This is a genomic window from Phenylobacterium sp. RIFCSPHIGHO2_01_FULL_69_31 (genome assembly GCF_001824475.1).
In the GTDB taxonomy this organism is placed as follows: domain Bacteria; phylum Pseudomonadota; class Alphaproteobacteria; order Caulobacterales; family Caulobacteraceae; genus Phenylobacterium.
Map to the genome: position 1 here is coordinate 339,369 of NZ_MHXN01000014.1, position 11,399 is coordinate 350,767.

At 65.7% G+C, this 11,399-nt stretch carries 11 protein-coding genes, 1 tRNA gene and 2 pseudogenes; 8 read left to right on the forward strand and 6 right to left on the reverse strand.

Features of this window, described 5'->3' with window-relative positions:
* Positions 1-31: 31 nt before the first annotated feature.
* Complete coding sequence (locus A2790_RS10935; protein ID WP_293391165.1) at positions 32-925, reverse strand: LysR substrate-binding domain-containing protein; 894 nt, start codon at positions 923-925, stop codon at positions 32-34.
* Between the two features lie 206 nt (positions 926-1,131).
* Here A2790_RS10935 and A2790_RS10940 point away from each other — a divergent pair, with 206 nt between their 5' ends.
* Together A2790_RS10940 and A2790_RS10945 are read left to right on the forward strand one after the other, a co-directional pair.
* The gene (locus tag A2790_RS10940) at positions 1,132-2,181 is read left to right on the forward strand and encodes a histidine kinase (RefSeq protein WP_293391166.1); all 1,050 of its coding nucleotides are present in this window, start codon (positions 1,132-1,134) and stop codon (positions 2,179-2,181) included.
* Positions 2,178-3,008, forward strand: a complete 831-nt coding sequence (locus tag A2790_RS10945; protein WP_293391168.1) for a LytTR family DNA-binding domain-containing protein — start codon at positions 2,178-2,180, stop codon at positions 3,006-3,008. Before A2790_RS10940 ends, A2790_RS10945 begins: the two co-directional genes overlap by 4 nt.
* Here the strand turns inward: A2790_RS10945 and A2790_RS10950 are convergent.
* The 4 genes from A2790_RS10950 to A2790_RS10965 form a co-directional block, all read right to left on the reverse strand.
* Entirely contained in the window at positions 3,005-3,412 is a 408-nt protein-coding gene (locus tag A2790_RS10950) for a hypothetical protein (RefSeq protein ID WP_293391170.1), read from the reverse strand. The genes A2790_RS10945 and A2790_RS10950 overlap by 4 nt on opposite strands.
* 81 nt (positions 3,413-3,493) lie before the next feature.
* Positions 3,494-4,255, reverse strand: a complete 762-nt coding sequence (locus tag A2790_RS10955; RefSeq protein WP_293391172.1) for a Sir2 family NAD-dependent protein deacetylase — start codon at positions 4,253-4,255, stop codon at positions 3,494-3,496.
* 162 nt (positions 4,256-4,417) lie between these two features.
* The gene (locus A2790_RS10960) at positions 4,418-4,696 is read right to left on the reverse strand and encodes a DUF167 family protein (protein WP_293391448.1); all 279 of its coding nucleotides are present in this window, start codon (positions 4,694-4,696) and stop codon (positions 4,418-4,420) included.
* A complete protein-coding gene (locus A2790_RS10965; protein WP_293391174.1) occupies positions 4,693-4,998 on the reverse strand; it encodes a YggT family protein in 306 nt (101 codons plus the stop codon). Before A2790_RS10965 ends, A2790_RS10960 begins: the two co-directional genes overlap by 4 nt.
* A gap of 97 nt (positions 4,999-5,095) precedes the next feature.
* On the opposite strand from A2790_RS10965, the gene A2790_RS10970 reads away from it, so the two are divergent.
* The 5 genes from A2790_RS10970 (at position 5,096) to A2790_RS10990 (ending at position 10,347) form a co-directional block, all read left to right on the forward strand.
* Positions 5,096-5,171 (forward strand) — tRNA-Ala (locus A2790_RS10970).
* A complete protein-coding gene (locus tag A2790_RS10975) occupies positions 5,133-6,830 on the forward strand; it encodes a DUF6538 domain-containing protein (RefSeq protein WP_363080809.1) in 1,698 nt (565 codons plus the stop codon). The genes A2790_RS10970 and A2790_RS10975 overlap by 39 nt, the downstream gene beginning before the upstream one ends.
* Before the next feature lie 712 nt (positions 6,831-7,542).
* Positions 7,543-7,773 (forward strand): DUF6626 family protein, encoded by a 231-nt coding sequence (locus A2790_RS10980; protein WP_293391178.1) that lies wholly within the window; start codon positions 7,543-7,545, stop codon positions 7,771-7,773.
* Entirely contained in the window at positions 7,770-8,180 is a 411-nt protein-coding gene (locus A2790_RS10985; RefSeq protein WP_293391181.1) for a hypothetical protein, read from the forward strand. Before A2790_RS10980 ends, A2790_RS10985 begins: the two co-directional genes overlap by 4 nt.
* 526 nt (positions 8,181-8,706) lie before the next feature.
* Positions 8,707-10,347: a right-handed parallel beta-helix repeat-containing protein gene (locus A2790_RS10990; protein ID WP_293391184.1), complete on the forward strand. Its 1,641-nt coding sequence runs from the start codon at positions 8,707-8,709 to the stop codon at positions 10,345-10,347.
* Here A2790_RS10990 and A2790_RS10995 read toward each other — a convergent pair.
* Positions 10,347-10,759: pseudogene (locus A2790_RS10995) on the reverse strand (DNA polymerase); the annotation flags it as partial. The gene A2790_RS10990 and the pseudogene A2790_RS10995 sit on opposite strands and share 1 nt — an antisense overlap.
* 266 nt (positions 10,760-11,025) lie before the next feature.
* On the opposite strand from A2790_RS10995, the pseudogene A2790_RS11000 reads away from it, so the two are divergent.
* Positions 11,026-11,399, forward strand: a pseudogene (locus A2790_RS11000) (hypothetical protein); the annotation flags it as partial.

Below are 11,399 nucleotides of genomic sequence, written 5' to 3' on the forward strand. Positions count from 1 at the left end.
CGAACGCGCGGGACGGCGAAGCGTTGCCGTTTCAGGCGGCGTGCAGGGCCGGGGCGGGGCCGGGGTCGAGGGTCGCGGCCAGCCAGTCGACGAACGGCCGGATGACCTCGGCGCGCGGCGAGGCGGGATTCCACACGGCGGTGTAGTCCTCGCGCAGCGGCGCCTCGGCGTCGAACAGGCGGACCAGCCGCCCGGTCCGCAGATCGTCGCGGACCAGCAGCCCGCGGGCGAGGCAGACCCCCGCGCCGTTTCGCGCCAGCTCCAGCGCGGCCATCGGACTGTCGGCCGTCAGCGTGGCGTGGGTCGGCAGCTCGCCCAGGCCCACCTGCTCCAGCCAGAGCCGCCAGGGATGCTCGGGCTGATGGATCAGCGGCGCGTGCACCAGCTCCTCCGGACGCCGCGGCAGGTCGGCCGACGGCGCGGCGACGGGGAACAGCGCTTCTCCGGCCAGCCGGCGCTGGGTGAGGCCGGCGCAGGCGCCTGCGCCATAGAGAACGGCCACGTCCGCCTCGCCGGCATTCACTTCGGACGCGCCGGTCACGGTGCGCAGCTCCAGTTCGCGGTCGGGATGTCCGGCCAGGAAGCCCGGGAGGCGCGTCGCGAGCACGCGCTCAGCGATGCCGGCTGTGGCCGCGACCACCAGGCGCGTACGGCCCGGCCGCACCGGCGTCTCGAAGGCCTCGGAAATCAGGTTGAGGGAAAGGCGCAGGCGGCTCACGAACGCGCGGCCGGGCTCGGTGAGCGACACGTTGCGGCCGAACCGCTCGAACAGGTCCACGCCGAGCCGCACTTCGAGCGAGCGGATCGCGTGGCTGATGGCGCTCTGGGTCAGGTTGAGCTCGTCGGCGGCCTTGGTGAAGCTTTCGTGCCTTGCCGCGGCTTCGAAGGCGGCGATGGCCCTCAGTGATGGCGGACGCACGGCCACGACGAATTCCCCCTCAGCAACGCACGAGCACACGAACTCGCCGGCCAAGCATGCCGAGACGGCGAAAGTCTTCATGCGAAATGCGGCGAAGGGGGATGAATGGGCCGCCGAACGGGGCGAAATGCGGCGAACGGTGACGGTGTGTCGACAAGCGGCCTTGGTCTGTCACCGGTTTTCTACAGAATGTGACCGGTGGGGAAGGGTGCATGCGGCTGCCGCGTCCGAACAACTATCTCATCGCCAATTTCGTCCTCTGGTCGCTGACCTATCTCATCGTCACCGCCCGGATGCTGGCCGACCCGGCGCCGCACGCCGGCGACATGGCGGTTCGGCGCCTGGGCATGGCGGTGTTCGGCTTCCTGGCATGCCTGCTGATCGGGCGGATCCTGTCGGCCCTGGCCGAGCAGCCGATGTGGCGCCGCATCGTCGCCGCCGTGCTGATGTCGGTGATCGGCGGCTTCGCCTACTCCATCGTCAACTATGCGGTCTTCTACCTGGTTCTTCCGATGTGGAGCGTCGAACCGCTGTCGCCGGTCTCGCTGGCCTACACCGCCTCCATGTTCTTCTGGACCTTCATCTCGTGGTGCGCGCTCTACTTCGCCATCCGCTACGAGGAGGAGCTGAAGGAGAAGAACCTCCGCCTAGTGGCCTCCCAGGCCCTGGCCATGGACGCGCAGAACCGGATGCTGCGCTACCAGATCAATCCGCACTTCCTGTTCAACACCCTGAACGCGCTCAGCTCCCTGATCCTGGCCAAGGAGAACGAGCGGGCGGAGCGGGTGGTGCTCTCGCTATCCAGCTTCCTGCGCCACACGCTTGAAAAGGAGATGCCGGACAAGGGCCCGCTCTCCGACGAGATCGAGGCCCAGCGCCAGTACTTGCTGATCGAGCAGGCGCGCTTCGAGGACCGGCTGAACTATGTGGAGACGATCCCCGCCGACCTGCGGGACGCGCTCGCCCCCAGCCTGATCCTGCAGCCGCTGGTCGAGAATGCGGTCAAGTACGGCGTCGCGCGGTCGAATGAGACCGTCACCATCGAGATCAGGGCCGAGGCGGCGAACGGCCGGCTGCGGCTGACGGTCACCGACGACGGTGGCGATACGACGGGCCAGACCACGCCCAAGCTCGGCCTCGGGCTCGAGAACGTGCGGCGGCGGCTGGACCTGATCTACGGCAAGGCCGCGGCGCTCACCTGCGGACCCCGCCTGCCGCACGGCTTCCTCGCGTCGGTCGAAATCCCCCTGGAGCGGATATGATCCAAGGCAGCATCAGCCCGGCCCCCGTGCGGGCCCTGCGCGTCGCCCTCGTGGACGACGAGCCCCCGGCGCTGCGGCGCCTGCAGATGGCGATCGACAAGGCGGAGGGCGCCGAGGTCGTAGGCCAGGCGACCAACGGCGCCGATGCCCTGGCCCTGATCCGGCGCGGCGGTATCGACGTGGTCCTGCTCGACATCCGCATGCCGGGGTTGTCGGGGCTGGAACTGGCGCGCGCGATCGACCCCGCGCAGGCGCCGGCCTTCATCTTCGTCACCGCCTTCAGCCGCTTCGCCGCCGACGCCTTCGAACTGGCGGCGGTGGACTACCTCTTGAAGCCCGTGGAGTTCGACCGGTTGCACGAGGCCCTGGAGCGGGCCCGGCTGCGCCTGCAATCGCGCGTGGCGAACTCCCGGATCGCGGAGCTGGAAGGGGTGGTGGCCGCCCTGCGCGCCGGCGACGCCCGGCCGGCGGCGCCCGCAGAGCCGGGCTTCGCCGAGGAGATCTGGGCGCCGGACCGGGGCGATCGGGTGCGTATACCGGTCAGTCATATCGACTGGATCGAGGCCGAGCGGGACTATGTCCGCATCCACAGCCGCGGGCGCAGCTTCCTGGTCCGCAAGCCGATCCGAACGCTGCAGTCCGAGCTGGATCCCGCCGACTTCGTGCGGGTGCACCGCGGCGCGCTGGTTCGCCGCGACCGGATCGTGCGCCTGGCCCGGCGGCCCGGGGGGCCCGCCGCCGTCGTGCTGCAATCCGGCGCCGAGGTGCCCGTGGCCCGGCGCCAGGCGGCGCAGGTGCGCAAGGTCGTCGGGACGCGCGGCGCCTAAAGCGTCGCGCAGGTCGTCATGTTGACGGGCTTGGCCTCCGTGCGGGTCCAGGCGTCGGCCGTCTTGGAGAAGTTGGCGAACGACGACCCCGACTTGCCGGTCGAGCCGTCGGGATTGCGGCCGGCGAACGTCATGGCGGCCACGACCTTGGCCTTCACGCCCTTGGCGGCTTCGTCGGCGCCGATGTCCTGGGCCGCCTTGCACATGACCTGGAAGTCTTGGCAGCCCTTGCCTTCGACCTTGCTGGCGCAGGCGGGGTGGCTGGCCTCGATGGCGGTCCGCCAGGCCAGGATCTCGCTGTCGAGCCCGGCGTAGGGATCGCTGGAGTTGGACTTGCCGCCCCCGCCCTGGCTGCAGGCGCTGAGGGCGACGAGAAGGGCGGCTGCGACGGCAGGTCTGATCACAGAAGGCTCCGATGAGAATCCGGCGGAGCGCATAGCCCGAAGAACAAGGCGCGTGTGTGACGAATCGACCGGAGGGCGAAATTAGTTGGCCGGCGCCGCCGCCGTCATCACCGGGCCGATCTCGTCGTGCAGCACGAAGTCGGCATAGGGGTCGAGTTCGGTCGCCTCGCGGTTGACGATGGCGAGGCGGGCGCCGTTCCGCTTGGCCATGATCGGGAAGCCGGCGGCGGGATAGACCACCAGCGAGGATCCCAGCACCAGGAAGAGGTCGCAGGCCAGCGTCTCGGCCTCGGCGCGCGCCATCGGCTCGGCGGGCATGGCCTGGCCGAACGAGATGGTGGCCGTCTTGACGATGCCGTCGCAGTCCCGGCAGGCGGGCAGGTCGCCCGTGGCCTGGTACAGCGCCTTCAGCTCCTCCAGCTCGTGGCGCAGGCCGCATTCCAGGCACGCGGCGTAGCTGGCGTTGCCGTGCAGCTCGATGATCCGCTCACTGGGCACGCCCGAGGCCTGGTGCAGGTTGTCGACGTTCTGGGTGATCACCGCACTGGCCTTGCCGCTGGCCACGAGGCGGGCGACGGCCATGTGTCCGGCATTGGGCTCGCGTCCGACCCAGCCCGCGCGGCCGGTGAAGGCGCGCTCCCACGCCTCCCGCCGGCGTTCCTCGCTGGCGACGAAGTCCTGGAAGTAGATCGGCTTCATCTTGCTCCACACCCCGCCGGGGCTGCGGAAGTCGGGGATGCCGCTCTCTGTGGAGATACCCGCGCCTGTGAAGATGACGACGCGTTGGGCGTCCGCGATGAGGCGGGCGAGCTCGGCCCGCCCGGAGGGATCGGAACTGGACATGGGAAGAGCTTAGCGCGGGTTGCGCGGCGGTGGGGAGAGGTGCGGGGAGGAGATCGGCCCGACCTCGGTCGGGGGGGATGCCAGGGGTGTGGGCCGGGCCGATCCGGGCCATCCGTATCCGACAGGCAAGTCGTTGGATGACCGCCGGTATAACATTTGATGTCAGGGAGGGTTCCCGAACGCGGCGGCCAGGTCGGCCCCCGTCGCATCGATCTCCAGCCGCTTGACGCGGGCCGTCTCGCCGCTCGCGATACGCACCGCCGACTTCGGAAGCTTCAGCGTCTTGGCCACCAGGGCGATCACCGCGGCGTTGGCGGCGCCATCGGCGGCCGCCGCGCTCACCCGCAGCTTCAGGACCGGCCGGCCCTCGGCGTCGGTCATCCACCCGTCGACCGCGTCGCGGCCCCCGCGGGGCGTCACTCGAACGGCGAGGCGGGTCAGCCGATCAGGCCGATCAGCGGCCGGAACAGCCACGGCAGCAGATAGGCGCGCGCGCCCTGGAGGATCAGGATCACGATGATCGGGCTGATGTCGACGCCGCCCAGCGGCGGGATCAACCGCTGGAACGGCCGCAGGACCGGCGTGGTCACCGCGTCCAGGAACCGGGCCACGCCATAGACGAACTGGTTGCGCAGGTTGATGACGTTGAACGCCACCAGCCACGACAGGACCGCGCTGACGATGATCGCCAGGACCAGGAGCCCCAGCAGGCCGTCGATCACGAAGTAGAAAAAGCTGATCATAGCGGCGGTTCTACCGGCCTTTGCGGCTGTGACAAGGCGACGCTCATTATCCCGGCTTGACAGGCGGGGGCGAGATCGCCTTATTCCGCGCCTTCCTGGGGCCGTAGCTCAGTTGGTAGAGCGCCTCGTTCGCAATGAGGAGGTCAGGGGTTCGACTCCCCTCGGCTCCACCATCCCTCGCGGGATGGACCCCCGGCGAAGCTGATTTTTTCAACAAAATCAAATCTACCCCTTTGGGGGAAACCCTCTCGTCGGACGCTTCTGCGCGCGCGTGCTGCACCAACGTGGTTCACAATCGTCCCTTCGACGATGAGCTAAGACGTTGCGGAGCAAGGGATTTTAGCCCGTCGGGCTGCTGCACCAGTGTGGTTCACAAACCGTCTGAACGGCCCATTCCACCGTCGCCACGGACAGCACCACGCTCGCGGCGCCGACAGTCGGGCCTGATCTTGCGCGGAAGGGTCTTCTACCTTCGCCTCAGAGTGCCGAGATCGGTGCAGGAGACGGTCGGACGGACCCACCTCTGGCGGTCGTTGGGAACTGGCAACAAGGCTGAGGCAATCAGGCAGGCTCGGATCGTCGGATGGGAGTTCGAGCAGAGGTTCAGGGCGGGGCGCGATGTCCAATCCCTCATCGTGAGCGTGCCGGTGACGACAACGGTGCGGGCCGGGCCGAAGATTGTCGAGGAGCCCGGCGACAAGACAATCGACGACATGTTCCGGCTTTTCCTCGCCGATCCCGCGAAGGCGCGCAGCCGCAAGACCGAGATGCACTACGAGGCCCTGAAGGGCATCGTCACCGACGTGTGGGGCCGGGGCAGGCGGCTGCGGAGCATCGAGCGCGAAGCCTGCCGCGAGCTACTCGAAGTGCTCCGCTGGCTCCCCTCGAACCCGACCAAGCGGTTTCCGAAGCTCACTGCGGTGCAGGCCGCCAAGATGGCCAAGGCCAAGAAGCTCAACTCAACGCTCAGCCCGGCGTCGGTGAACGGCTACATGACGAAGCTGCGGACGCTCTTCAACTTCGCGGTCAATGAGGGGTGGCTTGATCGAAACCCGGCGCGAGGGCTCCGTGTGGTTGATCCCGTCCGCCGCCGCGACAAGCGGCTGCCCTTCTCGAACGACCAGCTACGCCTGATCTTCGACGCGCCACTCTACACGGGCTGCGCGGACGATTGGCACGGCTACGCTACGCCGGGTCCAGCGCGCCCCCGTCGCGGTCGGTTTTGGGTGCCATTGCTCGCGCTGTTCTCCGGGCTTCGGTTGAATGAAGCGTGTCAACTGGACGTGGCCGACATTGAAGTCGTCGACGGCGTGCACTGCATCTCTGTCAGCGCGGGCGGCGTGGCGGCCGACGACAAGCGGCTCAAAACCGCCAGCAGCGAACGGCTGATTCCGATCCATCAGACCTTACGGGACATCGGCTTTTTGGCCTTCGTGGACGCCCGCCGCGCGACGGGCGGGAAGAAGCTCTTTCCCGAGCTTCAGGCCAGTAGCACGGGCTACTTCAGCGACCCCTTTTCGAAATGGTTTCGGAGGTTTCTGGCCAAGTCGGGCGCGGCGCGGCCAAAGACCTGCTTTCACTCGTTCCGCCACTGCTACCGAGATGCCCTACGGGAAGCCCGCATCGAGCATGAAATTGCCCTCGCGCTCGGGGGCTGGGCTTCGGGCCATGGAAAGGACGGTGGGGAGACGGCGGCGGCTTATGGCCGTGGCTACCGGGTTGAAACTCTGAGCGCAGCGATTGCAGAGGTTTCCTATCCGGGGCTCGATCTTTCACACCTGATGGCGATCAACTCTGATCGGACCACGGCCATTCGAGTTCCTCTCGCGTGATGATCGGCACGGGTGGAACATAAGCTTCGATCAGTGCGAGCAGTTCGCCGTGCGTGCTCGGCCGAGCACCATCGAAATTGGCCAGATCAGCACAGGCAAGGAAGGACTCGACGTAAATTCGAAGCCCCCAGTGGAGGGCGAAGGCGGACCAATACCCCACAAAGTTGGAGGAGCCGATCTTCACTTCGTTTGGATCGCCCCAAGCCCTCCGCACAAGCTCGTGGGGCGAGAAATGAACGAAGCGGGAGGTGGCGTGGTAGACGTAGGGATAGCCGTTCAGCGTTCTCGACCACCATGGGAAGCGGCTTGAGCTTGGGCGGCAGGCTCTTCGGCGATTGTGGCATCGTGGTGGATGTGTCGTCGTCAAATCGCAAAGACGGAACGATCCTCTTTTAGGTGATGCCTTCTTACGAGCCCGTAGCTCGCCGAGCGGCCGTCTCCACCTCGCCCCTGTTATGGCTGGTGAAGCCCGTCTCGTTGGCCGTTCTGCCTCATAGGAGCCGGTCTGCGACTCGGCACCATCACGCGCCTCTAGTCTAAATGTCCCGGTTGCCGTTTTGCGGCGGGGTCACCGCGATCTCACCCCTGAACGATATGGTCTTCTATTTAGCACGGCAGACCCCCTTGGGCCTAAATTGAAGTGACCGGTTAGCCGCCTGAGCGACCCGACTAAATATCTGATCGCCCGCCACATTCGGTCGATCAGGAGCCCATGAACGACCTGTATTCCACCTTCAAGAAGCTCGGCCTTACGGCCAGCGAGAGGGACTTCTCGCGCCGATGGGCAGGCCGCTCGGCGTCCTACTTGGCCACCACCAAAACTCTCTCGGACGGAGCCATGATCACGGTGTTCCGGCGGCTGATCGAGGAGCGACGGTGGCTGCTCGCGCTGCGGGTCGCCCGCATGGTGCTGTTCGGCCCTCGCCGGAGGTCTGCGCCATGACCGGCTGGCAGAACTTCGACTACGTGATCACCTCGGCGCCCAACCAGTGCCCCTTCGAGATTGCCAACAGCGGCATCGTGAGCCGGGTCGAGATGTCACCGCGCACCCAATGGATCGCAATGGCCGACGCCGACGCCCTCTTGATCGTCCTGAACGATGCCCAAGGGCTGGAGCCCTCAGAGCACCACAACGTGTTCCTGTTCACCGACAACCGCCCGAACTTCGATGGCTGGATGGCGGCTCACCATCGTGGCATCAGCTACGTTTGGCTCGACCAGTTCGTCGTCGCCTTCGCGGATCGAGCCGCTCGGCTATCGTTCAACGACGATCTTGGAGAGCGTGTTCTCCGAGCCGCGCCTCTTCCTCGGCAAGCTGCTTCGCCGCCATCCGCGCCAACGCGCCAATGAGCGGAGAGAGCACCTCCAACTCCTCTTGGGTGATGTGGTCGGCTGGCCGCACAGCGTCCTCAAAGCCTCGACGAACTCCCATCTGCCACCTCGCTCAAGCGACTCGTCCGATAATGAACGCACATCATCCGCACGGTCGCGCACATGCCCAACGAAGAGCCCGAGAGCACCAGCCGTCTGCCGGTCGAGGACGGTCAGACGCAGCCGTCAGATACCGACGCCGCGAGTCTCCCCTCGGCTCCACCAGGAACCTCTCTGGAATCAAATCCTATGCCCGCGTTGCGATGCAGCGGAGTCTCGCGGCTATGAATGTAGCAAATATAGGGATGTGATACGCGTTCGCGTCTGGAAACTGGGAGGCGCCGAGAAGAGCTGCTAATTCTTCTCGCGGGAGATTGCCTTTCCATCCGCACATACTGTTGATTGCGACAATTTTGTGTCGAACTGCTTACGCGGGTTGAGCTCTTCCAGTAACGCTTAAGAAGGCGTAGAGCCGCGCTAAATCCGATGGCGAATTGAGGGACGCATGATCACGATCGTCGCGACGAACTCCGCGCTTACGTCTGCTATCGCCGCGGCTAAGGGCGGTGATACGATCCTCTTGGCTCCCGGAGCCTACGGCGTACTGGCCATAAGCAACCTTCAATTCGCGAGCGGCGTGACGATCGCGTCGCAAGATCCTTCACAGCAGGCCGTATTATCCGGTCTCACTGTGAACAAAAGCTCGGGCTTGAAATTCGAGAATCTGGAAGTGGAGTTCCGCGGTGCGCCAACAGCTACGGCCGTGACCGTGACCGGAAGCCAAAACGTTGCGTTTTCGAAGCTTCAAGTCCACGGCAGCTTGGACGGCAATCCCCGAAACGACGCCAGCGGCATGTTGATTCGGGACAGCAGCAATGTCTCGGTTGCGAACTCTGAATTCGAGCAGCTGACTACGGGAATTTCGCACCTCAACGTTGACGGCCTAGCTGTGATCAACAGCAGGTTCCACGACCTGAGGATGGACGGCATCCGGGGGGGAGGTTCATCCGACGTGGTGATCTCCGGAAATAGCTTTCGTGATTTCCACATTGCAGCCGGAGATCATCCCGATGCGATCCAATTCTGGACCGTCAACACAACGGCCTCTGCTCGCAACATTCTGATCGAGAATAACGAATTTCATCGGGGAACCGGCGACGTTGCCCAAGGCATCTTCATCCAGGATTCGGGGAACATCTTGCCCTATTTGGGGCTCGTGGTTCGCGGGAACTTGATCAGTGGCGGCATGTACAACGGCATCTACGTCCAGGGTGCACGGGGCGCGAAGGTCGAAGACAACATCGTCCAAGGATTCACGGACATGAAGTCCTACATACGGCTGATTGCGGCGCATGACGTCGACATGTCGGGTAACGTTTCCAACGTCTATCTGATCTCCGCGGACTCCACGCGCGTAACGCAAACCGGCAATACGGTCATCGAGCTTGCAAGCGACGCGGGCGCCGCCGTCACTGCGCTCTGGGAGAGTCGTCTGTCGCCCGAGCCGCCGGCTGACGTTCGAACTCTTGTCGGCGACGCCGGAGTTAACACGATTGCGGGCAGCCTTGGCCCCGATACGATCGATGGCGGTGGTGGCGCTGACGTTCTGGCCGGCGGCGATGGGAATGACGTCTACATCATCGATCCTAGCGACAAGATCGTCGAGTTGGCGGGTGGTGGCGTGGACACCGTCAGGACCGCGTCATACGCGACTCTGCCCGCCAACGTGGAGAACTTGGAGCTCGTGGGGTCGGCTAGCGCCGGTGCCGGCAACGCACTCAACAACGTGCTGAAGGGCAGCCCGTCGAACAACTCGCTTCTTGGTCGAGGTGGCGCGGATACTATCAATGGCGACGCGGGGCTCGACACCATAAATGGGGGCCCTGGCGCCGACCGGCTAGCAGGAGGACCGGGGGCCGACCTCTTCGTCTTTGTCCAAGGCGCCGGAGATGATGTGATCGTGGATTTCAGAGAAGGCGACGCTCTGGACTTGATGGATTATAGGCTCGCTGGCCTGGAGCCAGTCCTGGCCCGTGGAACGGCTGGCCTGACGATCAGCTTCACGAATGGCGACTCCATCACCCTGCTCGGCGTCCATCTTCCAACCCAGCATTCAACCGCTGAAGGGTATATTTTCGCCGGCTGATGTGCCTCAGGCGCGTCGTCCCAGTTGGCAGCCGCGCGGGCTTCGACGACCAGGGGCACGGAGATCTGCAGGGCGGGCTCGGCGGCGCGCTCCATGATCCGGCGGGCGACGGCGATGACGGCCCCGGCCTCGGGGGCTTCGAAGACCAGTCCGTCGAGCACCTGCTGCTGCATACGGTCCATGTAGGTCCGCAGCGGCGGGTCTCGGCGGGCATGCCCTCGACCGGCACGCCGAACATCTCCGAAGTGGTCATGGTGTGGATGTCCAGGCCGTCGGCGAAGGCCTTCTTCAGCTGGGGGATGTCGCCGATGTGGGCCAAGAGGCGCAGCTCGATCTGGGAGTAGTCGGCGCTGATCAGCACCTTGCCCGACTCGGCGATGAAGCACTTGCGGATCCTGCGGCCTTCCTCCGTGTCGCCGAGATCACGCCGCAGGTCGCCGGTGACTACCGCGTTGCGCTTAGCGGCATGCCAGCGAGTGCTTCCACCCGCCCCGAGTACCGCGACCTCGCCGTCGGCGAACGCATCGCCCGCGCTCGGGAGATCGGGGAGAACCTCGCAAGCCGCCGCTCGGCGTGGCAGGCGCCGCAATTCTCCTTCCGGATTCTTCTTTGGGCGTCCAAGCGGCTTGGTCTCCAACGACACGCCGCAGTTCAGCCTTGAGTGTGATACAAATCAAAATGGCGGACGGCGCGGCGGACTATCTTTCCGTGTCGGCGCATCCGCTCGGCTGCGGTCTGCGCTTCGCGGGCTCCCGGCCACCTGAAAGGACGCCGATGGCGCTCCATCCCGACGCGGTGCACGGTCTGGCCCTCGCGATCGTCGCCTCTGCCGCATCACCGCTCGTGCTGCTCGACGGCGATCTCAGCGTCATCGGGGCCAGCGCGACGTTCTTCCGCGCCTTCCACATCGACGCCTCCGCCGCCGGCCGATCGATCTTCGATCTCGGCGACGGGGAATGGAATGTCCCTCAGCTTCGCTCGTTGCTTAATGCGACGGCGTCCGGCGATGCCGAGATCGAAGCCTACGAGATGGACTTGCGCAGCGGCGGGGG

What these genes read in the sequence shown, in the direction of transcription:
- A2790_RS10980 (WP_293391178.1), top strand. Translation starts at nt 7,543, where the DNA reads ATGAACGACCTGTATTCCACCTTCAAGAAGCTCGGCCTTACGGCCAGC.
- A2790_RS10940 (WP_293391166.1), top strand. Translation starts at nt 1,132, where the DNA reads ATGCGGCTGCCGCGTCCGAACAACTATCTCATCGCCAATTTCGTCCTC.
- A2790_RS10985 (WP_293391181.1), top strand. Translation starts at nt 7,770, where the DNA reads ATGACCGGCTGGCAGAACTTCGACTACGTGATCACCTCGGCGCCCAAC.
- A2790_RS10955 (WP_293391172.1), bottom strand. Translation starts at nt 4,255, where the DNA reads ATGTCCAGTTCCGATCCCTCCGGGCGGGCCGAGCTCGCCCGCCTCATC.
- A2790_RS10975 (WP_363080809.1), top strand. Translation starts at nt 5,133, where the DNA reads ATGAGGAGGTCAGGGGTTCGACTCCCCTCGGCTCCACCATCCCTCGCG.
- A2790_RS10945 (WP_293391168.1), top strand. Translation starts at nt 2,178, where the DNA reads ATGATCCAAGGCAGCATCAGCCCGGCCCCCGTGCGGGCCCTGCGCGTC.
- A2790_RS10990 (WP_293391184.1), top strand. Translation starts at nt 8,707, where the DNA reads ATGATCACGATCGTCGCGACGAACTCCGCGCTTACGTCTGCTATCGCC.
- A2790_RS10965 (WP_293391174.1), bottom strand. Translation starts at nt 4,998, where the DNA reads ATGATCAGCTTTTTCTACTTCGTGATCGACGGCCTGCTGGGGCTCCTG.